Origin of the sequence: Gilliamella sp. Fer4-1, from assembly GCF_001690515.1 — a bacterium.
Classification (GTDB): domain Bacteria; phylum Pseudomonadota; class Gammaproteobacteria; order Enterobacterales; family Orbaceae; genus Gilliamella; species Gilliamella apicola_C.
The window spans coordinates 1-23,782 of sequence record NZ_LZGZ01000168.1 but is presented as its reverse complement, the minus strand read 5'-3'; the positions used below and the strand labels follow the sequence as shown (position 1 = coordinate 23,782).

Annotated in this window: 23 protein-coding genes; 12 read left to right on the top strand and 11 right to left on the bottom strand. The window is 35.0% G+C overall.

Going from position 1 to position 23,782, the window contains the following annotated elements; translation table 11 throughout:
• Positions 1-48 precede the first annotated feature (48 nt).
• From A9G30_RS05890 to A9G30_RS05875, 4 genes are all read left to right on the top strand, one after another.
• A complete protein-coding gene (locus A9G30_RS05890; protein WP_065588356.1) occupies positions 49-318 on the top strand; it encodes an oxidative damage protection protein in 270 nt (89 codons plus the stop codon).
• Positions 319-326: 8 nt separating this feature from the next.
• Positions 327-1,391: a membrane-bound lytic murein transglycosylase MltC gene (mltC, locus tag A9G30_RS05885; protein WP_065588355.1), complete on the top strand. Its 1,065-nt coding sequence runs from the start codon at positions 327-329 to the stop codon at positions 1,389-1,391.
• Positions 1,392-1,989: 598 nt separating this feature from the next.
• On the top strand, positions 1,990-3,198 hold the full coding sequence (envC, locus tag A9G30_RS05880; protein WP_065588354.1) for a murein hydrolase activator EnvC: 1,209 nt from the start codon (positions 1,990-1,992) through the stop codon (positions 3,196-3,198).
• Entirely contained in the window at positions 3,186-4,049 is an 864-nt protein-coding gene (locus A9G30_RS05875) for a divergent polysaccharide deacetylase family protein (protein WP_065588353.1), read from the top strand. The genes envC and A9G30_RS05875 overlap by 13 nt, the downstream gene beginning before the upstream one ends.
• On the opposite strand, the gene rapZ is transcribed toward A9G30_RS05875, so the two are convergent.
• From rapZ to dsbB, 4 genes are all read right to left on the bottom strand, one after another.
• The gene (gene rapZ, locus A9G30_RS05870; protein ID WP_065588352.1) at positions 4,050-4,901 is read right to left on the bottom strand and encodes an RNase adapter RapZ; all 852 of its coding nucleotides are present in this window, start codon (positions 4,899-4,901) and stop codon (positions 4,050-4,052) included.
• A gap of 88 nt (positions 4,902-4,989) precedes the next feature.
• On the bottom strand, positions 4,990-5,586 hold the full coding sequence (locus A9G30_RS05865) for an XTP/dITP diphosphatase (RefSeq protein ID WP_065588351.1): 597 nt from the start codon (positions 5,584-5,586) through the stop codon (positions 4,990-4,992).
• Between the two features lie 83 nt (positions 5,587-5,669).
• Complete coding sequence (gene rluA / locus A9G30_RS05860) at positions 5,670-6,326, bottom strand: bifunctional tRNA pseudouridine(32) synthase/23S rRNA pseudouridine(746) synthase RluA (RefSeq protein WP_065588350.1); 657 nt, start codon at positions 6,324-6,326, stop codon at positions 5,670-5,672.
• Between the two features lie 79 nt (positions 6,327-6,405).
• Complete coding sequence (gene dsbB / locus A9G30_RS05855) at positions 6,406-6,939, bottom strand: disulfide bond formation protein DsbB (protein WP_065588349.1); 534 nt, start codon at positions 6,937-6,939, stop codon at positions 6,406-6,408.
• Positions 6,940-7,086: 147 nt separating this feature from the next.
• Here dsbB and rluC point away from each other — a divergent pair, with 147 nt between their 5' ends.
• Together rluC and A9G30_RS05845 are read left to right on the top strand one after the other, a co-directional pair.
• Positions 7,087-8,070: a 23S rRNA pseudouridine(955/2504/2580) synthase RluC gene (gene rluC / locus A9G30_RS05850; protein WP_065588348.1), complete on the top strand. Its 984-nt coding sequence runs from the start codon at positions 7,087-7,089 to the stop codon at positions 8,068-8,070.
• A gap of 23 nt (positions 8,071-8,093) precedes the next feature.
• Positions 8,094-8,750 (top strand): histidine phosphatase family protein, encoded by a 657-nt coding sequence (locus A9G30_RS05845; protein WP_065588347.1) that lies wholly within the window; start codon positions 8,094-8,096, stop codon positions 8,748-8,750.
• Between the two features lie 73 nt (positions 8,751-8,823).
• Here the strand turns inward: A9G30_RS05845 and A9G30_RS05840 are convergent, their stop codons facing one another.
• Together A9G30_RS05840 and proS are read right to left on the bottom strand one after the other, a co-directional pair.
• Complete coding sequence (locus A9G30_RS05840; protein ID WP_065588346.1) at positions 8,824-10,275, bottom strand: beta-barrel assembly-enhancing protease; 1,452 nt, start codon at positions 10,273-10,275, stop codon at positions 8,824-8,826.
• A gap of 294 nt (positions 10,276-10,569) precedes the next feature.
• Positions 10,570-12,291, bottom strand: coding sequence for a proline--tRNA ligase (proS, locus tag A9G30_RS05835; protein ID WP_065566527.1), 1,722 nt, complete (start codon positions 12,289-12,291; stop codon positions 10,570-10,572).
• 159 nt (positions 12,292-12,450) lie between these two features.
• On the opposite strand from proS, the gene A9G30_RS05830 reads away from it, so the two are divergent.
• The 4 genes from A9G30_RS05830 (at position 12,451) to A9G30_RS05815 (ending at position 16,675) form a co-directional block, all read left to right on the top strand.
• A complete protein-coding gene (locus A9G30_RS05830) occupies positions 12,451-12,858 on the top strand; it encodes a hypothetical protein (RefSeq protein ID WP_141672016.1) in 408 nt (135 codons plus the stop codon).
• Between the two features lie 22 nt (positions 12,859-12,880).
• Positions 12,881-13,288, top strand: a complete 408-nt coding sequence (locus tag A9G30_RS05825) for a hypothetical protein (protein WP_065572375.1) — start codon at positions 12,881-12,883, stop codon at positions 13,286-13,288.
• A gap of 454 nt (positions 13,289-13,742) precedes the next feature.
• A complete protein-coding gene (locus A9G30_RS05820; RefSeq protein WP_065579806.1) occupies positions 13,743-15,023 on the top strand; it encodes a serine/threonine transporter in 1,281 nt (426 codons plus the stop codon).
• Between the two features lie 284 nt (positions 15,024-15,307).
• Positions 15,308-16,675 (top strand): L-serine ammonia-lyase, encoded by a 1,368-nt coding sequence (locus A9G30_RS05815; RefSeq protein WP_065588345.1) that lies wholly within the window; start codon positions 15,308-15,310, stop codon positions 16,673-16,675.
• 122 nt (positions 16,676-16,797) lie between these two features.
• Here A9G30_RS05815 and A9G30_RS05810 read toward each other — a convergent pair whose 3' ends face one another.
• The 5 genes from A9G30_RS05810 to xerD form a co-directional block, all read right to left on the bottom strand.
• Entirely contained in the window at positions 16,798-17,157 is a 360-nt protein-coding gene (locus tag A9G30_RS05810) for a helix-turn-helix domain-containing protein (protein WP_065566523.1), read from the bottom strand.
• Between the two features lie 51 nt (positions 17,158-17,208).
• The gene (gene mpl, locus A9G30_RS05805) at positions 17,209-18,603 is read right to left on the bottom strand and encodes a UDP-N-acetylmuramate:L-alanyl-gamma-D-glutamyl-meso-diaminopimelate ligase (protein WP_065588344.1); all 1,395 of its coding nucleotides are present in this window, start codon (positions 18,601-18,603) and stop codon (positions 17,209-17,211) included.
• A 106-nt stretch (positions 18,604-18,709) separates the two neighbouring features.
• The gene (gene recJ / locus A9G30_RS05800) at positions 18,710-20,446 is read right to left on the bottom strand and encodes a single-stranded-DNA-specific exonuclease RecJ (protein ID WP_065588343.1); all 1,737 of its coding nucleotides are present in this window, start codon (positions 20,444-20,446) and stop codon (positions 18,710-18,712) included.
• A gap of 70 nt (positions 20,447-20,516) precedes the next feature.
• Positions 20,517-21,209, bottom strand: a complete 693-nt coding sequence (dsbC, locus tag A9G30_RS05795; RefSeq protein WP_065588342.1) for a bifunctional protein-disulfide isomerase/oxidoreductase DsbC — start codon at positions 21,207-21,209, stop codon at positions 20,517-20,519.
• 25 nt (positions 21,210-21,234) lie between these two features.
• Positions 21,235-22,149 carry a site-specific tyrosine recombinase XerD gene (gene xerD, locus A9G30_RS05790; RefSeq protein ID WP_065588341.1) on the bottom strand — a complete coding sequence of 305 codons (915 nt, stop codon included), beginning with the start codon at positions 22,147-22,149 and terminating at the stop codon, positions 21,235-21,237.
• A gap of 170 nt (positions 22,150-22,319) precedes the next feature.
• Here xerD and A9G30_RS05785 point away from each other — a divergent pair, with 170 nt between their 5' ends.
• Positions 22,320-22,964, top strand: a complete 645-nt coding sequence (locus A9G30_RS05785) for a Pr6Pr family membrane protein (RefSeq protein ID WP_065566518.1) — start codon at positions 22,320-22,322, stop codon at positions 22,962-22,964.
• Positions 22,945-23,595 carry a glutaredoxin 2 gene (gene grxB, locus A9G30_RS05780; RefSeq protein ID WP_065588340.1) on the top strand — a complete coding sequence of 217 codons (651 nt, stop codon included), beginning with the start codon at positions 22,945-22,947 and terminating at the stop codon, positions 23,593-23,595. The genes A9G30_RS05785 and grxB overlap by 20 nt, the downstream gene beginning before the upstream one ends.
• The last annotated feature ends 187 nt before the right edge of the window (positions 23,596-23,782 follow it).

The window sequence follows — 23,782 nt, the reverse complement described above, 5'->3', positions numbered from 1 at the left end:
CAGGTATAATCAGCCATCGTTTGCTAATTGTACTTAAAAGAGATAAAAATGAGTCGTGTTATTTATTGCCATTATTTAAAAAAGAAAGCAGAAGGTTTAGATTTCCAACTATACCCAGGAGAGCTTGGTAAACGTATTTTTAATGAAATATCCAAACAAGCATGGCAAGAATGGCTTAAAAAACAAACTATGCTAATTAACGAACATAAACTCAATATGATGAATTCTGAACACCGAAAAAAAATTGAAGCAGAAATGGTCAAGTTTCTATTTGAAGGTAGAGAGATTCTGATTGATGGATATAAACCCCAAAATTGAGATGCAAAATGAAAAAAAACAAAAAAATCATTGCGTTATTTATTATCACAAGCCTTTTAACTGGTTGCCCGAGCAAAAAATCGAATAATAACGATTATTACGCTAAAGATACTAATGCTTTCAATATTTTAATTAGCCAGTATGCCAATAACATTGAACAAATCTGGGGGCCAAAAGAAGTCCTTATTGCAGGTCCTAAAGACTATGTTCAATATGAAGATAATCTGCAAACACGTGTTCATATTAACTTTGTCTCGGGGGTGATCACAATCGAAACGCTGTCTGATTCACCAATAAGTAATTTGAAAGAAGCGATAGTTTCAACATTACTGATGTCAGAGCCCGTCGATATTATTCGTCGTGATAAAATTAGCCGAGATTTATCCCAAGATCCATTTTTATACAATCAGGTATTAGATCAAGAGCACCAACCTATCCGTTGGAGTGGTAGAGCCAACAGCTTTGCTGATTATGTATTAGCGAATAATTTGAAACAGCGCAAATCAGGCTCACATCAAATTACTTATGTTGAAATTAAACTGGTTCCTAACCACATCAATCAACGAGCACGAAAATTTTTACCACTTGTCTCTGAAGCGTCTAATCGCCATTTGATTGATGAACGTTTGATTTTAGCAATTATGGAAGTTGAATCAGCATTTAACCCATATGCGGTTAGCCGCACTGATGCACTGGGACTCATGCAAGTACAACAACACACCGCTGGCCGTGATATTTTTAAATTACGTGGCAAATCAGGAGAGCCAAGCCGAAAATTCTTACTCGATCCTCGTAATAACGTTGACATGGGAACGGCCTATTTGTCCTTGCTAAAAACTAAATATCTAGCAGGAATTAATAACCCAACATCATTGCGATATGCCATGATTACATCCTATAATGGTGGGGCTGGTAGTGTATTGTCTACTTTTGATAAAGATCGCAACAAAGCTATCCGTATTATAAACTCAATGACACCACAACAAGTTTATCAAAAATTAGTCACTTCTCATGTTTCTCAAGAATCACGCAACTATCTGATCAAGGTCAGTAGGATTTTAGAAAACAGATAAACACAATAGCATTCCCTCTTTACACATAAACAATTTATACGTAAACAATAAAGAGGGAGGCTTAATGCTAAAAATACCAAACGCCCCCAAAACAAGGCATTTTAGATCTTAAAAACACTTCAGAAAAAGCATTGATTTTATTTAAGTTTTTATTTTTATAAAAATCAACATTTTTACCCAAAAGGCTAACGCTGCGCCTTATTCGGCGTTAGAATGTGCTATCGACTGAACAAGATGCAGTTTTTTTAGAAACAATTCAGTGCCATTGTCTTAAAACTCAGCAACAGAGCTGAATAGCCATAAGCTATATTCTACAACCATACGCAACCGTGCTAGATTTCGCCCTCTCCTGCTCGAACGTTATCATCAACCGTTAATTTTATTTGCAAACGGCAGCCGCTCCAAAGCAAAGCTATCGCAAAAAAACATGCCAAAACAGCAAAAAATAGCTAAGGTTACAATACGGTTAATCACCGATAAACACTTCATATAAAAAAGATAATAATTTGATAGGTTGTTTTCGTTTTGCATCTTTGTCTATTTATCGGTATAGTGACACCATTTTTATTGCTTGGTTATAAATCATAAAGACAATTTCATGTCTATTTATCAAAAATTTGTTATTATTGTTATTGTTGGAATGTTACAAATTCATTATTTGTATGCGGACGATAATAAGCAACTGCAATCTTTACGCCACTCTATCGAGGAGCAAGAAAAGCGTTTAGCCCAGCAAAAAAAAGAACGGTCAAAGCTTGTTAATGCACTGAAAGAGCAAGAAACCGAAATAGCTAAACTATTAACTTCTGTTGAAAAAAATGATTTATCACTGAGAAAGCTCAATCAAGAGATTAATAGTTTAGTTAAGCAAATTGAGCAATTAACGATAAAACAAAAACAGCAACGGAGCGTATTAGCCAAACAACTTGAGAGTGCTTTTAAACTAGGTAATATGACAGGGTTAGAACTGATTTTTTCTGGCGAGAAAAGTGAGCGTAATAATCGTATAATGACTTACTATGCTTATATTAATGAAGCAAGGCAACAGCAAATCCAAGCTCTTGAAGATACGCAAGCTAAATTGACTGAAAAGCGTGCGCAATTAGAAAAAAAACAATCTTCGCATAAAACATTACAAAGCAAGCAGAAAGAGCAACAAGCAGAACTTGAAAAAAATCGCGAAAATCGACAAAGCACGATAACCGATCTTGATTCAGCGATGCAAGTTAATCAACAAAAATTAATGGATTTGCGTAATAATGAAGCTAAGTTACAAGCTAAAATTGCCCAAGCAAAGCAAGAAAGCAAGCGCATAGCAGAAGAAGAAATAAAACAAGCAAAAAATATTGAAGAAAAACAAAAAAATAAAAGTTACATCCCGAATCCTGACGAGCAAGCTTTAATGGCGCGTGTGAGTGGTATAGGAAAACCTCAACACCAATTTAATTGGCCAGTTAGCGGTAGTGTTGCGCATAGGTTTGGTGAGCGGCTACAAGGGGAATTGTATTGGAAAGGAATGGTGATTAATGCTAAAGATGGTACTCAAGTTAAAGCCATTGCTGATGGTCGAGTTATTTTAGCCAGTTGGCTACAAGGTTATGGTTTTGTTGTAGCACTTGAGCATGGTAAAGGTGATATGAGTTTATATGGTTATAATCAACGCATGTTAGTTGAGGTGGGCGATAGGATCCTCCATGGGCAAGCTATAGCGCTGGTAGGATCCAGTGGCGGTCAACGCACCCCAGCGTTATATTTTGAAATTCGCCGTGATGGTAAGGCGCTTGATCCAAGTGGATGGTTAAAATAGTGCGTTGTTTTATAACTATTTTTATTATAATTGTCTTTGCGCTAAATACACATTGTGTTTGGGCGGCTAAGCTTGCACTTGTTATTGATGATTTTGGTTATCGTCAGCATAATGAAGAGCAAGTTATTAGGCTTTCACCTAATATCACTGTAGCTGTGTTACCTAACTCACCAAATGCTGCGCGTATGGCTAATATTGCTCACCAACATGGTAATGATGTAATAATTCATTTACCTATGGCACCACTTAGCAAACAGCGACTAGAAAAAGACACTTTATTTCCATCAATGGACGAAGCGCAAATAAGTCGGATTGTAAATAATGCAATTGAGCGTGTGCCACATGCTATTGGTTTTAATAACCATATGGGCAGTTTGATGACAGCAGATCTTAACGGAATGACTAATGTGATGAAGGCATTAAGCCCGCATTCAATGTTTTTTTTAGATAGCAAAACAATTGGCCGAACACAAATAAAAAAGGCTGCCAGTTATTATGATGTTCCAGTGCTAGCGCGTGATGTATTTTTAGATGATGAGCAAACTGAGCGAGCAATTAGCCGGCAATTTGATTTAGCCGTCAAATTAGCGCGTAAAAAAGGCGTTGCTATTGTTATTGGACATCCACATCCACAAACGATTAATGTATTAAAAGCAAAACTTGCTAAGTTACCTGCGGATATTGAATTAGTTAAAGTTGGTAAATTAGTTACATCATCGCCTAATGCAACGAATTATCCAGCTAAATACCAAAGAATACTGAAAAATATTGCGGATAAATGCCAAAATATTATTGATAAATGCAAAGAACGATTTGAAGAATTATCAACCCTTGCTACTGAGAATGAATAATCATGGTTTCTTTTCTAACGTTCGATGGCGAATTTGTACTTGTTTATTTTGTGCCTTAAAAAATTCAGCTAATTGTTCAACAATAAAGACCGAACGGTGTTGCCCTCCTGTACAGCCAATAGCAATGGTTAGATAACTGCGGTTATTTTTTTCTAACAGCGGTAGCCATTGATTTAAGTAATTAGCGGTTTGATAGATGAAATTTGAGACTTCTTCATACCTTAATAAATAGTCTTTAACAGGTTTGTCTAATCCTGTTAGTGGACGCAAACTAACTTCCCAATGAGGGTTAGGTAAAAACCTAACATCAAACACAAAATCCGCATCAACAGGTAAACCATGTTTGAAGCCAAATGATTCAAAAATGATCGTTAATTCTCGTTCTTTTTTACCTAAAATACGCGATCTTAGTATATCAGATAGTTCATGAACCGAAAGATTATCGGTATTAATAACTAGGCTTGCATGCGATTTTAACGGCTCTAGATATTTTTCTTCTAAATCGATGGCTTCTTCAAGAGAATATTGTTGATTAGTTAATGGGTGCGTACGTCGAGTTTCGCTATAACGTCGAATTAAGGTATTTGGGCTACAATCAAAAAAAATAATTTCGGGTGTAACTGATGCGGGTAAGCGTTGAAAGATATCACTATTAAAATCAAATTGTTCAGGTAAATTTCGGATATCAATGCTAACAGCAACAGGGGTATTATTGTCTTTTAGTGAATTGGCTAATTGAGGTAATAAAACAACGGGGATATTATCAACACAATAAAATCCCATATCTTCTAGCGCTCGCAAGGCAACGGATTTGCCAGAACCAGAGCGACCACTTACTATCAGTAAAATCACAATATTAACTCCGATATCATTGATGCATTAAGTATATACTGTTTACTTATTAATATGCAATTTCGAGTATACATAATATAGTGAATAATTAATATTCAGTTTTAATTTTACTAATCAATTGTTTTAGTGCTTGACCTCGGTGCGATATTTGGCTTTTCTGTTCTTTGGTTAGTTGTGCCGCTGTACAACCCAATTCAGGCACATAAAAAAGCGGATCGTAACCAAATCCACCGTCGCCTTGTGCTTCAGTTAAGATTAAACCATGCCATTTTCCTAAGCAGATAATTGGTGTTGGATCATTTTCGTGGCGCATAAACACCAGTGCACAATAAAAGTAGGCAGTACGTTTTTCTTTGGGAACATTGTTTAATGCATCCAATAATTTTTGATTATTGCTTTGATCATTACCGTGTTCACCAGCATAACGCGCAGAATAAATTCCTGGTTGACCGCCAAGAGCATCTACCGATAAGCCAGAGTCATCAGCAATGGACGGCAGTCCTGTTAATTTAGCGGTATGTCGTGCTTTTAAAATAGCGTTTTCAATAAATGTTAAACCTGTTTCGTTAGCATCAGGTACATTAAATTGGCTTTGTGCAACAATATCAAAACCGGCATCAGTGAGTAACCGTTGCAATTCATTGACCTTGCCTTGATTATTGGTTGCTAACACAATTTTTTGCATTTTGACTTCCTTTATATTACTTGTTTATTCATTATTGGCTTGAGCTGGTTGTAGCCCACACTTGCTAATTTTATGTTGAATTTTTAAAAATCAGGTTCGCAACTAAATGTCATACTTTCACCTGTTTTAGGGTGATTAATCGTCAACAATTGAGCGTGTAATAGCAGCCTTTTTGACATCGCAAAAGCATCAGGATGAGCATAGAATTTATCACCTAAAATGGGATGGCCGATGGCTTGCATGTGAACACGTAATTGGTGCGACCTGCCTGTAAATGGGAATAATTTTATGCGAGTTGTGTTGTCTGGATTTCTGGATATCACTTGATATTCAGTTAGCGCAGGTTTGCCATTTTCTAAATCAACCATTTGTCTTGGGCGATTAGGCCAATCACAAATTAATGGTAACTCAACACGGCCAATATCTTGCTCAAGATGCCCATGTACGACCGCGATATAAATTTTTTTAGGGATACGTTCTCGAAACTGTTTTTTTATTTCGCGATCAGCTAATTTTGACAGTGCAGCAACCATGATACCGCTGGTTGCCATATCAAGCCGGTGAACGGATTCGACATAGCTATATTTTTGTTGCAAACGATGAATAATGCTATCAATAAATTGTGGTTTATTGCCTGAAACTGACAAAATACCAGGTTGTTTATTGACAACCACAATATGGTCATCTTGATGTAAAATGGACAGCCAAGGTTCGATAGGCGGGTGATATTCTAAAAGCATTTATATGTGACAATTCGTAAAATAAAATTGCCACACATTCTAACAAACTCAACAAAAAGTGCCAGTTTTATAAATAAAGTTACTTATTCCAGATTGAACCTTTTGGCGATGGGAATATCTGTGAAATTAATACAGCTAAACCAAAAATCAGGTAACAAGCAAAAATAATAATCATCCATTGTGACATTTCGATAGTTAAAAATGTCCAAATTTTATCGGCACAAGAGCCATAAGCTTTAAACATACTAGGAAGCAACGAGTCTAAGGGGAACCACGAAGGGAATTGAGCGTTAATCGAACAAGTATCACTTAAATTAGGTTCAAATTGTAAATGGGCATGAAATGTTGCTAGCAAAAAGCCTTTATAAGCGCTAATCATCCAAATTAAAATACCGATTAATCGAACAATAATGTTACGAGGAGCAATGAGCCCAACAATGCTAGCTAGCATAATGCCTAAAATAGCACAACGTTGGTAAATGCAAAGCGTACAAGGAGCAAGCCCTAAGCTATGTTGAAAATAAAGCGCGATTATTTCAAAAGCAAGTGTGGAAAAGAACAATAAGAACCAAGCAAATCTACCTTTTGAGTATTGATTAAGCAGTAATAACATACTATTTTATTCCTCCATATTCCGTTATAATCTTTCTTCTTTAATTATACTGAATATAATCTATCTTATTTTTTAATTACGATAGTGTAGTTTATTTTTTTATAATGTAAACGACTTTATTTATTGATAGCGGATTAATCATTTTCTATGGACTCAACAGTTCCACAAACAAAATTACAAGTCTCATTTGTTACTATTTCAGAAGAAAATGCGACACAGCGTATTGATAATTTTTTAATCACCTATTTAAAAGGTGTGCCAAAAAGTATGATTTATCGCATTTTAAGAAAAGGTGAAGTGCGTGTTAATAAAAAACGGATCAAACCTGAATATAAATTAAATATTGGCGATGAAATTCGAATCCCACCTGTTCGAATGACAGAAAAAGCCATGCCAGAAATTTCAACCAAGCTAAATAAAGTCGCCGATTTAGAAAAAGCGATTATCTATGAAGATGATGTCTTATTGGCGATTAACAAACCATCCGGTATTGCCGTACATGGTGGCAGTGGTTTAAGTTTTGGGGTAATCGAAGCATTACGTGCTTTAAGACCTGAAGCAAAGTTTTTAGAACTAGTGCATCGCATTGATCGCGAAACTTCAGGGGTACTATTAATTGCTAAAAAACGCTCCACATTAAAATCCTTACACGAACAATTACGCCTTAAACAAATGCAGAAAAACTATTTAGCTTTGGTTAAAGGTAACTGGTCTTCTGACTGCAAAGTCATACAAGCGCCATTGCTCAAAAATGTGTTAAAAAGCGGTGAGCGAGTCGTGAAAGTCGATAAAGACGGTAAGCCATCAGAAACACGTTTTAAAGTTGAAGAGCGGTTTGATTTTGCAACTTTAATAAAAGCAAGTCCCGTTACTGGGCGAACACATCAAATCCGCATTCATACACAATATGCCAACCATCCAATTGCTTTTGATGATCGCTATGGCGATAGACAATTTGATGCATTGTTAGCAGGAACAAAGCTTAATCGATTATTTTTACATGCAGCAAGTGTTAAATTTATTCATCCTAAAAGCTTACAAGAGATGCAATTAAATGCACCGATGGATGATACTTTACAGGCTTGTTTAGCCTATCTTAGAAAAGATAAATATAAGCGAACCGATTCTTAAAATAAACAAGGTAGTAAGTGCGAATGAAAGATATTAATTTATACTTAATTAGACATGGCCAAACGGAATGGAATATTAAAGATCAGATGCAAGGATCTCAAAATTCACCGTTAACCGAACAAGGCATTTTGGGTGCTAAAATAACAGGGCAATATTTAAAAGATATTCCTTTTATGCAAGCGTACTCAAGTACACAACAACGTGCGATGGAAACACGCGATTATATTGTTAAAGAAAATAATCTTACTATTCCCACTTTTGAGCTTGCCGATCTGCGTGAAATGGATTTTGGCATTTGGGAAGGTAAACATGTCCCTCAGTTGAAAAAGACGTTTCCTGAATTTACGACCTATTTAACTGATCCAGCTAATTTCGACGCTTCAGTTAATCAAGGTGAAAATTATCTTGATATACTAACGCGTATGAAGCAAGGATTAAACACCATTGTTCAAAACGCGACTCAAGATACGGGCAATATTTTGGTTGTGTCACATGGGACAGTATTACGAATTTTACTTTGTGTTTTAAATGGTGGCGATTGGCGCTTACATCGTGATGAAAATTATTTTCCTCGAATGCTAAATACTAGCATTAGCTTGGTTAATTATAAACAAAGCCATGAGCATCCTGAAGGAGCATTTACGGTAAAATTCTTCAACAATGTAGATCATTTGTCTTAAAAATAACCTGGTTTATCATTTTCTCGACTAATATTATTGCAAGAATTAGTCGAGATATGATCATTAAAGTTTGTTATCGTTTATAAACAGCATAACGTTTTTGCAACTGTTTTAATTGATTAATTCTTGCATCGATTTTAGAAATCATTGTTTGATTGCCTTTGGTTTGATTTTTCGCATTTTGTAGTAATTGTATTGATTGTTGGAGTTGACCTTCTAATGCAAGTAACTCTGCTTTAGCACTCATTTCTTGAGCCCTTGAACGTGATCCACCATAAGCTGTAACGAGTAAATCCCAACCATTGGTATCATCATTATGGTCAAAAGTGTAGCGATGCAATAACGTGACGGCTTGTTGGTAATTTCTATTTTTTATATATGCATTAGCAAGATTCAATTGCAAAGCTGAGCTGTCTGGGGCTTTTTTTAATGCAGCTTGTAAGCGAGTAATGGCTGCATCGTTATTGTTGAGCGCCAAATCAATATCAGTCATTAAATCAATATACCAAATATTATTTGGATCGCGGTCTAATAACGGTTGTAACTGCTGTTTTGCTTTTTGGTTATTACCACTCAAGTTGTCAGCTAATGCGTTACCATAATTAACAGCTATTTTAGTTTGTTCGTTATTGATCTTTTTGTAATCTTCAAGTAATCGTTTAGCAGCATTTTTATTTTTAGTTATTAAGATTGCTAATCGTGCTTTTGCTAAATAATAATTTAATGATGGCGATACACTTTTTTTACTGTATTGCATTGAGCGATTGCGAATATCCGTTAATCGACTATTGGGTAATGGGTGAGTAAGTAATATCTCAGGCGCTTTACTACTAAAACGGCTTTGATCAGCCAGCTTTTGTAAAAACTCCGATGAAGCATAAGGATCAAACCCTGCTTTGGCAAGCGTTCTTAAACCGACACGATCAGCTTCTTGCTCATTGCTTTGTGTAAAACTAATCATATTTTGAGTTGAGCCTGCCATGGTGCTTGTCATCGCGGCCATGCCAGCTTCCGGATTCGCTAATGTTAGCAATAAAGAGCCTAACGTTGCCCCCCAAACATAAGGACTATTTCGACTTTGATTTTCCATCGCTCTGGCTAAATGCCGTTGGGTGACATGACCAATTTCGTGAGCCATAACAGAGGCCAATTGGCTTTCATTATCGGTATCTAATATGAGCTTAGAATGAATGACAACATTTCCACCAAAAAAAGCGAATGCATTAAGTATATCACTTTTCATAATATAGAAATGAAAAGGGGTTTTTACTGATTCTGATTTAGCAACTAATTTTTTACCTAAATCATTAATATATTGGCTTAAAACAGGGTCGTTTATAATTGGAGCATCGGCTCGCAACATTCGTATATAATAATCGCCCATTTCCATTTCTTGGCCAATACTTAATGTTGTAGCAGCAGCGGTACCTATATCGGGTAGGTTAATATTATCAGCATAAATAATGGACGAGCTTTGTAATAATAACGAGGTAGATAGTGCAAATGCGATGGCTTTTTTTAACATTATTTCAACCCATTGATGTAAGATTTTTATTGATTTATTTTAGCCGAAAAAAAGAACAATATCACTTTGAATTTATACTCAACATTTTCTTTGTTAAGTATTTGTGGATGTTTATTTTTGAAAATTAAAAGTAGTTTTGCAAAAAAATCACGTTACGCTAGTCGTTAATTAGTATTGGCTTTATGGCAGCTAAATAATAACAATACAACAGTAATAAGCTAATTACTGTTGTATTGAGGGTAATGATCCCCAATTTTATTATGTTTTATAACTAGTTAGCAAGTTATCTTAATGTTAAGCTAGCTTGCAACGAGTTTTGATAAATTCAATAATATTATCAACTTTTACCATTTCTTTATCGCCACCAGCACGGTGTTTATATTCCACTTCGCCATTATCAAGATTACGCTCACCAATGACAATGGTATGAGGTATACCGATCAATTCAGCATCAGCAAACATGACACCAGGACGTTCTTTACGATCATCAAAAAGCACTTCAATGCCAGCTGCTTGCAGATCTGCGTAAAGTTTTTCGGCTGTCGCTTGCACTTTTTCTGATTTGTGCATATTCATTGGAATGATCACAACACTAAATGGCGCAATAGCTTCTGGCCAAATAATACCTCGATCATCATGGCATTGTTCAATAGCTGCCGCTACAATACGACTAACCCCAATACCATAGCATCCCATAATCATCACATGGTTTTGCCCATCTTCGCCTTGCACTGTCGCTTTCATGGCTTGTGAATATTTTGTGCCAAGTTGGAATATATGCCCAACTTCAATGCCACGTTTGATTTGTAATGTACCTTTGCCATCAGGACTCATATCGCCTTCAACCACATTACGGATATCTTCAATACGTGGTAGGGAAACATCACGCTCCCAATTAATGTTAAAATAGTGTTTGTGATCAATATTAGCGCCTGCGCCAAAATCGCTCATAACAGCAACATCACGATCGATAATAATTGGCATGTTTAAATTAATTGGACCTAATGAACCAGGACCGGCGTTAACTAAAGCACGAATTTCTTCTTCGGTTGCAAATTCAAGGGGTGAAGCAACGATATCAATTTTTTCCGCTTTGATTTCGTTTAAAGTATGATCGCCTCGAACTAATAATGCCACTAACTGATGACCGCTTTCTTTAGTTGCTTTTACCATTAGGGTTTTTACCGTTTTTTCAATTGGCAAATTAAACTGCTGAACTAATTCATCAATCGTTTTTGCATTGGGAGTATCAACCAGTTCCATCGCTTTAGTTGGCTCTGCTCGTTGTTGTGTTGGTGCTAAAGCTTGCGCCATTTCAATATTAGCGGCATAATCTGATTCCGTTGAGAAAACAATATCATCTTCCCCACTATCAGCTAGCACTTGGAATTCATGAGACCAATTACCACCAATTGAGCCAGTGTCAGCACGTACTGCTCTAAAGTTTAAGCCTGCGCGTGTAAAAATAGCGCTATAGGCTTTATACATATCATCATAAGTTTCTTGTAATGATTCTTGTGAAGTATGGAAAGAATAAGCATCTTTCATAATAAATTCACGCGAACGCATCACCCCAAAGCGAGGACGCACTTCGTCACGGAATTTAGTTTGAATTTGATACACATTAAGAGGTAATTGTTTATATGAGCTAACTTCATTACGCAGTAAATCAGTAATCACTTCTTCATGAGTTGGACCTAATACAAAGTCACGGTCGCCACGATCTTTGATTCGTAATAGCTCAGGTCCATATTGTTCCCAACGACCGCTTTCTTGCCAAATATCAGCAGGCTGTACAACTGGCATTAATACTTCTATTGCGCCAGCTTTATTCATCTCTTCACGGACAATATTTTCTACTTTTTTAAGTACACGGTAACCAGTGGGAAGCCAAGTATATAACCCTGCGGCAACTTTACGGATCATACCGGCACGTAACATTAATTGATGGCTAATGACTTCTGCATCAGCAGGGGTTTCTTTTAACGTAGAAAGAAGATATTTACTGGTTCGCATACATTTATCCTAAAAAATAATTGATGTATTAAATATAATAAAAATGTAAGCTAGTTTAGCAGTACCTTGCATAACACTAAAGTAATTTTATTGGCAATTATTGATAGTCAAAAACATTTATAATAAATTAACCAATATAAACAATACAATAAAATCAATATGAAGAAATTAAATTTATCGCACTTCGTTACCACCGTTTTTGTAATTTTGGTACTATACCAACCAATTAAATTGATTACCTATTATTTAGTTGATTTTAGTTATGACAAAATAATGGAATATATGTGGATTTATGATGACATGTGCTATTACTCTGGTGAATCAGATAGTGGTGAGTATGATTACAGTAAAGATTGTTCTATTTGCAATCAAATAAGCCCATATAAAAACAATGACATGTATATCCAAAAAGAAGGTAATGGCTATATTGTTGGCCGTGATATGATGAAAAAAATTTATTTGAAGAAAAAACCTGATTATATTTCTTTTGAGCGATTTACAGGAGGTGAGCTGTATGTAAAGGATCTAGAAACAGGTATAACATGTACTTTTTATTCATACGAATAATTTAATAAGAAAGTAAGTGGTTATGAAAATAATGAAACTAAAAAAATTAAAAATATCGCATATTATTTATCTGCTATTAGTCTTTGCTATACTCTATTATCCTGTGAAAATAACCAAATATCATTTAATGGATTTAAGTTATGATGAAATTTTAGATTTTGGCTGGCGAGGAGACGGGTGTAAAACTAAAGATGGTGATTGGGTAGATTCTATCAATTGTCCTTGTGGCACAGGATTGATAGAACCAGATGATTCTTATAAAATTAGTAAAGAAGGGTATTTTTATGACAATGATAAACTCTTTGGAAAAGCAACCCTCAAAAAAAAGCCAAGTTATTTTTCTGACGGTGGAATTTTAACAGGTGGTGAGTTAGAAATTGAGCATTTAGAGACAGGAATAACCTGTTATTATGACTCTGTTTTAGATTAATCGGTCATTGTGCCAATTTGATAATTAATACTTTGTAAAAAACGCTCAGTCGCTTACATTTCATGATTAAAATAATCGCCTAAAGACACACTTTCAGTAATGACCAACCCCCCCATTTTGATAAGCCGATATTTTCCAACCCACTATTAACTTTAGGTACTAAGCACAGTTAAACGTTTGATCTCAACAGACAACATTTTCCAAAATATTTGATTATCACCTTAACTTTCCTTTTTAATTTGCTTTCAGTTGTCACTAGTTTCGAACTTTTTGAATCAAAATTGATACTTTATTTATTTTTAATTTTACTAAGCATCAAAATAGATACCCGCATAATATTGATTATATTTAATATTTTTTTATTTATGTGATAACGATCACTTTAGAAAGGTCGTTAAATTGATATCATATGTGCAGAATATTAATTAAGGAGTAGTACCCAATGAGTAAGTTAATGAATAACGAAAATGTTATCAGTTCAAACAATAAATCAACATTACCAAAATGGCGAAAAAGCGACACTTTATGGATGCTTAGTCTTTATGGTACCGCAATTGGTGCTGGAGTGCTTTTTCTACCCATTAATGCAGGTGTTGGTGGATTGATTCCATTATTAGTTATGTTGATTCTTGCCTTTCCAATGACATTTTTTGCCCACCGAGCTTTATGTAGATTTGTTCTATCAGGAAAAAACAGTAATGGCGATATTACTGTTGTTGTAGAAGAGTCTTTTGGGCGCACCGCAGGAATTTGGATAACGGTGCTGTATTTTTTTGCCATTTACCCAATATTATTGGTATATAGTGTTGGTATTACCAATACAGTAGACAGTTTTATGGTTAATCAACTAGGTATGCAGCCAATACCCCGTGCTTTGCTTTCGTTTGTTTTAGTTGCATTCTTAATGTCAATTGTTCATTTTGGTGAAGAGCTGATTGTTAAAGTGATGTCCGTTTTAGTTTTCCCTTTTATTGCGGTTTTAATGATGCTAGCTTTATTTTTAATCCCTGAATGGAATAGCAGTAATTTATCCTTTAGCCTTAATAGTGAAGGTGGACATAGTATATTAATGACACTTTGGCTGGTTATTCCCGTTATGGTCTTTGCGTTTAATCACTCTCCCATTATTTCCTCATTAGCTGTTGCTAAACGTAAAGAATATGGCAATATTTATGCAGAACCGAAATGTACTAAAATTATTGCTGCCAGTAACATAATGATGGTTGTGACTGTTATGTTTTTTGTTTTTAGTTGTGCTCTGTGCTTATCGCCAGCTGAACTTTTAGAAGCAAAAACACAAAATATCTCGACTTTATCTTATTTAGCTAATCGATTTAATTCGCCAGTTATTGAATACATTGGGCCGCCAATTGCTTTTATTGCCATGGCTAAATCATTTTTAGGTCACTATCTTGGTGGTAAAGAAGGCTTTAACGGTCTTGTGCAAAAAATATTACGTAGCCGTAACAAAACGATTTCAGAAAAGAAACTTGATAAACTAGCCATTGCATTTATGTTTGTAACAGCGTGGGGAATTGCAACAATTAATCCAAGCATTTTAGCGCTTATTGAATCACTTGGTGGACCTATTTTAGCTATATTATTGTTCTTAATGCCTATGTATGCAATTCATCAAATCCCAGCATTGGCAAAATATCGTGGAAAATTAAGTAATGTATTTATTGTTGTTATGGGATTAGTTGCAATTTCTGCGGCTATCTATAATTTATTATAAAGATTACCTAATAGGTAATAATCACCTATTTAATTAATGTATGTATGAAATCCATCGACATTCGTCGGTGGACAAAATAGTCTGTAGGTTATCCTACTAGTAAAATAAACAATGGGTACAATAAGCATTAACCACTAATGAGAATTAAAAACTTATTTTCGTAATCCCAAAAGTGAGGTTATTTGTTGATACTTTTGTTTAGCATTTTATTAGCAAAGATAAATTTACAAAAATATAACTATGCCTATGATATTTATTTATACTTGGCATTAAAAAGGAAAATTATGAGTTCAGTATTTGAAATATTTAAAATTGGTATTGGGCCTTCAAGTTCACATACAGTAGGACCAATGAGAGCGGGTAAAGCTTTTATAGATCAACTAATTAATAAACAAATGATGTCATCAGTGACAAAAATTGTGGCTGATGTTTATGGATCTTTGTCGCTAACAGGTAAAGGGCATCAAACAGATATTGCTATTGTTATGGGATTAGCGGGTGAAAAGCCTGATACTGTAAATATTGATAATATCCCAAATTTTATCGAAAAACTTAGCCAAACGCACCGTTTACCTATTTATAATCATTCCTACGAAATTGATTTCCCATTAGATAGTTGCATGGTATTTCATTCTAAATTTTTACCATTACATGAAAATGGTATGACTTTAAGTGCCTATAACGGTGATACCTTATTATTTCAAAAAACTTACTATTCTGTAGGTGGTGGTCAAATTGTTGAAGAAGAGCAATTCGGCCAGCAAGAGCAAGATGCAGTAAAACTGCCTTACCCATTTATTTCAGCTCAAGAATTATTAAAACATTGTGAAGATAATGCCTTATCAATTTCTAGCGTTATGATGAAAAATGAGTTGCAATTGCACACTTATGAAGAAATCGAAAATTATTTTTCTCGCGTTGGGCAAACTATTTTGGAATGTATTAACCGTGGAATGAATACTGAAGGTTTATTACCTGGATCGCTTAAAGTTCCGCGTCGGGCATTTTCGTTATATCGTCAATTATCCACCACTAAAGACAAAATTATTAGTGACCCTATGGTAATTATTGATTGGGTAAATATGTTTGCACTTGCCGTTAGTGAAGAAAACGCAGCGGGTGGACGGGTGGTCACTGCGCCAACAAATGGTGCATGTGGCATTATACCCGCTGTGCTTGCTTATTATGATAAGTTTATTAATCCAGTTACTCCTGATATTTATATTCGATTTTTCCTAACTTGTGGTGCAATAGGGCAACTTTATCAAATTAATGCATCCATTTCTGGTGCAGAAGTCGGGTGCCAAGGGGAAGTTGGCGTAGCTTGCTCTATGGCTGCTGCTGGACTTACTGAGCTGTTAGGTGGTAATCCTGAGCAAGTTTGCATGGCAGCAGAAATAGCAATGGAACATAATTTAGGATTAACTTGTGATCCAGTTGCAGGTCAAGTGCAAGTACCTTGTATCGAACGTAATGCTATTGCCGCGGTAAAATCGATAAATGCAACAAGAATGGCTCTAAGGCGAACAACTGCGGCAAAAGTATCTTTAGATAAAGTGATTCAAACTATGTATGAAACAGGAAAAGATATGAATGCAAAATACCGAGAAACATCACGCGGGGGGCTTGCCATTACCGTTCATTGTAGCTAAGTTGAGATTATTTGTTGTGTCAAATTCGCCGATTATGCAATCGGCGAAACCTTAAATTATATTTCGTTAAATTATATTGCTTTAAATTGTATTTTCTTAAATTGAACTTTCTTAAATTGCATTTAATGTTTCCAGCGCATGGTATTGACTTTAGAACGCAAAAAATCATTCTCAACCAACACATCCACCTTTTCTTGTTTTATTGTACGGTATTTTCTTTTCCGCTTAAGTTGCTCCATTGATGTTTTATGAATCACTTCATTATAGGCAAGCAAATTATTCAGTTGATCCAGTTCATCTAACCCACGAAGAACCGCAATTAATGTTTGTAATGTAATGGATTCGCCTTGTTCAATGCGTTTTATTGTCGCAATACCGATTTGAGATTTGTTAGCCAGTTCTTGCTGAGATAAATTTTTTTCAATTCTTGCTATTTTTATTCTGCGACATAACATAGCAATCATTTCGGCAGTTTCATTCATAAAATATCTTTTAGGTATGATATGCCACAGTATGTGACATATCATCTACTGTTATTGAATTAATTGTTCGTTTTCATGAGCTTTGATTTGTTGCTTTTCTAAGCTTTCTAAGATCTTTTTATGGATGCCATTAAAGCCACCATTACTCATAATTAAAATGGCATCGGTTGGGCGAGCTGTTTTGGTTATCATTTCAACAAGTAAATCAATATCACCCGTCCAGTGAGCAGGTTGGATACAAGCATCAACAACATCGGCAACTAACCAAGGCAATTGTTCTGGTTGAAAGATAAAGATTTCGTCAGCACGACCTAGTGATGGTGCTAGTTCATCTTTAGATATGCCTAGCTTCATGGTATTTGAGCGAGGTTCAAGAACAGCTAAAATGCGACGATTTGCACCAATTTTACTACGTAATGCCTCTAATGTTGCTAAAATTGCTGTTGGATGATGAGCAAAGTCGTCGTAGATTTCGATGTTATTTATTTCACCATAGAGTTCTAGCCGCCTTTTGGCATTGATAAATGAACTTAATGCTAAACAAGCATCGGCTGGATCAATGCCTACATTATGTGCTGCGGCGATTGCCATTAATGCATTATGCATATTATGTTCGCCCACTAAGGAATATTTCACTTCGCCTACTTTTGCATTGTTATAGTAAACTGCAAAACGACTTGCGTCGTTATTTATGCGCTGTGCCAACCAGCCTGTTTCAGACTCAGTAAAGACTTGCTCGCTCCAGCAACCTTTCGCCAATACTTGTTTTAAATTTACATCTTCTTGTGGTGAAATAATTAACCCTTTGCTTGGCACTAAACGAACCAAATGGTGGAATTGTTTTTGAATTGAGCTAAGATCATCAAAAATATCGGCATGATCAAATTCTAAATTGTTCATAATAAGTGTTTTAGGACAGTAGTGCATGAACTTGGAACGTTTATCGAAGAATGAACAATCGTATTCATCAGCTTCAATCACAAAAAAGTTCCCTTCCCCTAATCGGGCTGATACATCAAAATTACCCGGTACACCACCAATAACAAAACCTTGTTTATAATTTAGTTTTTCTAAAATCCAATTGACCATACCTGCGGTTGTGGTTTTGCCATGTGTTCCAGCAACAGCAATAACCCAACGATCGCGCAAAACGTTATCATGTAACCATTGTGGCGCAGAAATATAAGGGATGTTATTATCTAAGACATATTCAACGCAAGGGTTACCTCTTGATAAGGCATTGCCGATGATGACTAAATCAGGTGTAGAGGTGAGTTGTGATGGATCATATCCTTCAATAATATCAATGTGCTCTTTTTGTAACAGTGTACTCATTGGTGGATAAACATTTTTATCTGAACCTGTTACTTTATGACCTAGCGAGCGAGCTATTAATGCAATCCCTGCCATAAATGTACCACAAATTCCAAGAATATGAATATGCATTTTGAATCCTTAACGTTGCGTAAATTTTATGTTGATGATGTTAGATAACCATCGTAATTAGATGTAACTTAAGCATAATTGTCAAATTATAATCCATTCTAATTGCTTAGGCGATAGGCCATAGATATTTTATCAGTAATTGTGGAGCTTGGTTACCCCGAAATTCATCTACATCCAGATGATAAACTAATTCTACTTTTTTTATCGACTGATCAGGCCATTGTTGTCGATTGACATTAAAACAGATGCCTTCAATAAATGGGCCACCATTTTGTGGCTCTAATACTAATTTAAGGTGTTTGTCTGCAATTAACCGTTGCTGATGAATAACAAATACACCATCAAAAATAGGCATATCAAACCCTTCGCCCCAAGGACCAGATTTTTTTAACAATTTGGCGGTTGCGTAAGTAAAGTCTTGGCTATCTATTTCACCGTCTGTTTCAATAATATGTTCTAGTAAATCAGAATCGACTTGTGTATTTAAAAGTGCTTGAAAACAACTTGTAAAATGCGCTAAATCTTTTTCGTGAATAGTTAAACCAACCGCCATTGAGTGTCCACCAAAGCTAACGATTAAATCAGGATGTCGCTGATTTAATTCATCAAGTAGATCGCGTAAATGAACGCCTTTAATTGAGCGTCCAGAGCCTTTTAAAAAACCATCTTGGGTTGAAGCAAAAGATATAACTGGTCGATGATATTTATCTTTTAAACGAGAAGATAATATACCAATAATACCTTGATGCCACTGTTGATGATAAAACACCAGTGCGTTAGGAATTGGTATATTTTGCTCTTCAATTTCTTGAATAAACAATAAAGCTTCTTTATGCATTGTTTGTTCAATCAATTTTCTATCACGATTGAGATTATCAAGATCTACTGCTTTATTGATGGCTAAATCATAATTATCACAAAGTAATAATTCAACGCCTAATGTCATATTATCCATTCTTCCCGCAGCATTTAATCGAGGTGCTATATAATAAGCTAAATCAGTTGATGTAATCGAAGCAGGATCTTTCTTAGCTATATGCAATAAGGCTTTAATACCTTCGCTACAATAGCCAGATCGAATTCTATTTATACCTTGGTGAACTAAAATACGATTGTTATGATCAAGTTTAACCACATCAGCAACCGTACCTAAAGCAACTAAATCCAATAAATTCGTCACATTATATTCGGTTAACTTATTGTCCATGAACCAATTTTCTTGCCGTAATTTGGCTCGTAAAGCAAGCATGAAATAAAAAGCCACCCCCACTCCAGCTAAATGCTTAGAAGGAAACACGCAATTAGGTAAATTAGGATTGATTATAGCATCTGCATCAGGTAACCGTTCTGGACATAAATGGTGATCGGTAATAACCACTGACAAGTTTGACTGCTTGGCAAAATCGACAGCTTCAACAGCAGAAATACCGTTGTCAACAGTAATAATGAGTTGCGCATTTTTTAATAGCGCTTTTTTTACAATTGAAATACTTAGCCCATATCCATCATCAAAACGATCAGGAATGATATAATCAACAAATTGGCACCCCATATTTTTAAGGGCTTTAACGGTTAAAGCAGTACTAGTAGCACCATCAGTGTCAAAATCGCCAACAATCATGATCCGTTGATTATTCTTCATTGCTAAATAAAGAATTTCAACTGCTTTGTTAATGCCATCTAATGTGTCGTAATTGTGCAAATTGCGTGTGGTATAGTCGAGCTCTTGCATACTAGTCACCCCACGTAATGCATAAACTCGCTGTAATAATAATGGAATATCCTCGGAAAATTTTGGATATCCATCAGGTAATTTACGATGTCTTAATTTATTTTTTTTCATATTTTGTATGCTAGCGCATTAGCGCTAACATTGAGTTTAATATTATATTTCAACAGCGGTAATCAGTTATTTACTTGTTTTTATCTAAAATTTCAATCAATTTATCTGCTGGTACATAACCAGAAACAAGCTCGCCATTAGGTAAAATAATTGCTGGTGTACCACTAATTCCAAGTCGCTTCCCAACATTAAATTGTTGTGTAATGTAAGGAATCATACTACTAGCTGGTGAAATTTTATTGCCTTTATAGGCGTTTTCAAATGCGGCTTTGCGATCCTTCATGCTCCAAATAGATTGCATATTTTTACCAACATCGCTTTTATCTCCTGCTCGAGGAAAGGCAAAATAGTGTACCGAAATACCTGCTTCTAAATATTTATCAATATTTTCGTGTAGCAATTTACAGTAATGGCAAGTGTAATCAGTAAAGACGGAAATAATGTATTTTTCATCTTTAGCTTTATAAACAATGGCATCTTTTGCAATTGTTTGCATTAGTTTAAGGTTATTACTGTTGGCAATATTTTCAGGATAGTTACCTTGAACATTATAAATAGAACCTTGAGTTAAATATTTGCCATCTTCTGTAACATAAAAAATACCATCAGGCGTAGAAACGCTTTTAAGCCCTTGTATTGGGCTATTAGTAATTTTTAACGCCTTACTGTCGTAACCTAATTTATTTAAAGCTTTTGTTATATCAGCATTACTCGCTAATACTGAGGTTGAAATTAAAGCTAAAGCTAAACCTAATTTTTTCATTCAATTACCCTTATTTTTTTGAGTATTATGCTCGAGGATGATGTTTACTATGTAACTGTTTTAATCTTTCAGTTGCCACATGCGTATAAATTTGCGTCGTTGATAAACTACTGTGCCCAAGCAACATTTGCACAACACGCAAATCTGCACCGTGATTAAGCAGATGCGTTGCGAAAGCATGACGAAGCACATGAGGTGAAAGTGCTTCAATATTGATGCCTGTTAATACGGCATAATATTTAATTCTATGCCAAAAGGTCTGACGTGTCATTTTTTTTCCTAATCGACTAGGAAAAAGAACATCAACAGGCCCTGTTTTTAGAAGATCATTTCTGCCATATTTAAAATAATATTCAAGCCAATAAACCGCTTCTTCACCCAGCGGTACTAAACGTTCCTTATTGCCTTTACCTATCACTCTTACAACACCTTGCCGTAGGCTAACATCACTAATTTCTAAATTCACTAATTCAGATACACGTAAACCGGTTGCATAAAGTACTTCAAGCATTGCTTTATCTCGAAGTTCAATCGGATCGTCTATGCTTGGCGATTCAAGTAATGCCTCCACTTGTGATTCGGTTAAATCTTTAGGTAATTTTTTGGGAAGCTTGGGGGATGATAATACCGCTGAAGGATCATCTGCACGATAGTTTTCTTGATATAAATATTGAAAAAAACGTTTAGTTGCACTAAGTAATCTTGCAGAACTACTTGCTTTATACCCATCTTGCACCCGTTGCATTAAAAATGCTTGTAGATTAACTGTTTGAGCAGACAAAAATGTGACATTTTGTTGTTGTAAAAACTGACTTAATGCCAGCAAATCTAACTTATAAGACGCAATGGTATTTTCAGCTAAATTCCTTTCTAACCATAAAGAATCTAAAAATTGTTCTATTAATATTTTATTTTGGGGCGGTGTGTCGTGATTCGACATCAATATCATCTCTACATTACATTTATTCTGACATTATATACTAACTGTCAATAAGTTGTAGATTTTGTCTATTTGTTATCTTTTAAACAGAGGTAGTTTATGATTTTTTTATTAATTACTATATACTGCACTTTTAGTTGTTTTTTGTACTATTTATATTAAAAGGCATTATGTTAAAACGAACTATTAATATTTTTATTGCGCTATTTGCAATCTCTATTATTGCCATGGAAACTTACATTTATTGGCATACTAAATTTCGTCCTTGGCAACCCGAATCTTCAATAGGGCGATTAATTTATTATTATAGTTTCTTTACAGTTTTATCAAATTTAATGTTAGCATTGAGTTGTTTTTGGCTAGCTATCAATCCTAACTGTCATCGATACAGTTTTAAAGTTATTCGTTTGAATGGATTGGCGGGTGTGATGATAACGACTATTGTATATAACCTAGTGTTAAGAAGCATCCATACACCGCCACCTAATGTATTATTGAAAATTGCGAATGAAAGTTTACATGTGATTATTCCTGTTTTGGGATTATTGAGCTGGTTTATTTTTGGACCATTTCGACGAATTAATTTAAAAGTCATTATGGGGGCGTCATTGTCAATGATTGGCTATGGTGTTTATATTTTTATTCGAGGTTACTATACCAATCTGTATCCATATCCTTTTATTAATGTTGTAAAGATTGGTTATTCCCAAGCACTATTTGCTGTAAGTAAGTTTTTTTTATTATTTTTGGGAATTGCCTTTTTATGTTGGTTGATTGATTACTTAAGGAGTAAAAATGAAACTGTATATTTATGAACATTGCCCTTTTTGTGTAAGAGCTAGAATGATTTTTGGTTTAAAAAACGTGCCAGTTGAACTACAGGTATTGCTTAGTGATGATTTTCAATCGCCAGAGCGTATGATTGGTGAAAAGATGGCGCCGATTTTACAGAAAGACGATGGCAGTTATCTGCCTGAAAGTTTAGATATTGTTGATTATGTCGATAACAATTATGGTGGAAACCCCATTTTAATTGGCAATAGATCAGCAAATATAGCTGAACTCATAAAGCAACTACAGCAATATGATTATAAGTTAGTGTGTCCACGATATATAAAATTAGGTTTAGCCGAGTTTGCGACACAAAGTGCTATTGATTATTTTGTTACTAGTAAAAAGGAAAAAATGGGATCATTTGATCAATGTATGGCACAAACCGATGCACTAGTCGCAGAGGTGTTAACTGTGTTAAATAAACTTGAATTGCTAATTATTTCACCAGAAGCATGTAATGGACAATTATCTTTAGATGATATCTGTTTGTTCCCCGTTTTACGAAATTTGACGTGTGTTAAAAGTCTAGTTTTTCCACCTAAGATTAAGGCCTATATTCAAGCAATGGCAAAACTCAGTAAGGTTGATTTATTTTTCAGTAAAGCAATTTGATGATTCGTTATGTGTGGTAGGCTATTTTGATTTGATATTAAACCATATTAGTAAAACCATCTTAATAGAACTATAGCAACAGATTTATCGCTACACAACTTGCAATCATAGTAAAAGAGAACAGTAAAAATAGGAATAAAAACTGTTCTCTTTTTAGTTTGCTAATAACTTATTGCAATTAATTATT

What these genes read in the sequence shown, in the direction of transcription:
- A9G30_RS05830 (WP_141672016.1), top strand. Translation starts at nt 12,451, where the DNA reads ATGAAGAAATTAAATTTATCGCACTTCGTTACCACCGTTTTTGTAATT.
- A9G30_RS05890 (WP_065588356.1), top strand. Translation starts at nt 49, where the DNA reads ATGAGTCGTGTTATTTATTGCCATTATTTAAAAAAGAAAGCAGAAGGT.
- rluA (WP_065588350.1), bottom strand. Translation starts at nt 6,326, where the DNA reads ATGCTTTTAGAATATCACCCGCCTATCGAACCTTGGCTGTCCATTTTA.
- A9G30_RS05825 (WP_065572375.1), top strand. Translation starts at nt 12,881, where the DNA reads ATGAAAATAATGAAACTAAAAAAATTAAAAATATCGCATATTATTTAT.
- proS (WP_065566527.1), bottom strand. Translation starts at nt 12,291, where the DNA reads ATGCGAACCAGTAAATATCTTCTTTCTACGTTAAAAGAAACCCCTGCT.
- rluC (WP_065588348.1), top strand. Translation starts at nt 7,087, where the DNA reads ATGGACTCAACAGTTCCACAAACAAAATTACAAGTCTCATTTGTTACT.
- A9G30_RS05865 (WP_065588351.1), bottom strand. Translation starts at nt 5,586, where the DNA reads ATGCAAAAAATTGTGTTAGCAACCAATAATCAAGGCAAGGTCAATGAA.
- dsbC (WP_065588342.1), bottom strand. Translation starts at nt 21,209, where the DNA reads ATGAAAAAATTAGGTTTAGCTTTAGCTTTAATTTCAACCTCAGTATTA.
- xerD (WP_065588341.1), bottom strand. Translation starts at nt 22,149, where the DNA reads ATGTCGAATCACGACACACCGCCCCAAAATAAAATATTAATAGAACAA.
- envC (WP_065588354.1), top strand. Translation starts at nt 1,990, where the DNA reads ATGTCTATTTATCAAAAATTTGTTATTATTGTTATTGTTGGAATGTTA.
- grxB (WP_065588340.1), top strand. Translation starts at nt 22,945, where the DNA reads ATGAAACTGTATATTTATGAACATTGCCCTTTTTGTGTAAGAGCTAGA.
- mltC (WP_065588355.1), top strand. Translation starts at nt 327, where the DNA reads ATGAAAAAAAACAAAAAAATCATTGCGTTATTTATTATCACAAGCCTT.
- A9G30_RS05810 (WP_065566523.1), bottom strand. Translation starts at nt 17,157, where the DNA reads ATGAATGAAACTGCCGAAATGATTGCTATGTTATGTCGCAGAATAAAA.
- mpl (WP_065588344.1), bottom strand. Translation starts at nt 18,603, where the DNA reads ATGCATATTCATATTCTTGGAATTTGTGGTACATTTATGGCAGGGATT.
- A9G30_RS05815 (WP_065588345.1), top strand. Translation starts at nt 15,308, where the DNA reads ATGAGTTCAGTATTTGAAATATTTAAAATTGGTATTGGGCCTTCAAGT.
- dsbB (WP_065588349.1), bottom strand. Translation starts at nt 6,939, where the DNA reads ATGTTATTACTGCTTAATCAATACTCAAAAGGTAGATTTGCTTGGTTC.
- A9G30_RS05785 (WP_065566518.1), top strand. Translation starts at nt 22,320, where the DNA reads ATGTTAAAACGAACTATTAATATTTTTATTGCGCTATTTGCAATCTCT.
- A9G30_RS05840 (WP_065588346.1), bottom strand. Translation starts at nt 10,275, where the DNA reads ATGTTAAAAAAAGCCATCGCATTTGCACTATCTACCTCGTTATTATTA.
- recJ (WP_065588343.1), bottom strand. Translation starts at nt 20,446, where the DNA reads ATGAAAAAAAATAAATTAAGACATCGTAAATTACCTGATGGATATCCA.
- A9G30_RS05845 (WP_065588347.1), top strand. Translation starts at nt 8,094, where the DNA reads ATGAAAGATATTAATTTATACTTAATTAGACATGGCCAAACGGAATGG.
- A9G30_RS05875 (WP_065588353.1), top strand. Translation starts at nt 3,186, where the DNA reads ATGGTTAAAATAGTGCGTTGTTTTATAACTATTTTTATTATAATTGTC.
- A9G30_RS05820 (WP_065579806.1), top strand. Translation starts at nt 13,743, where the DNA reads ATGAATAACGAAAATGTTATCAGTTCAAACAATAAATCAACATTACCA.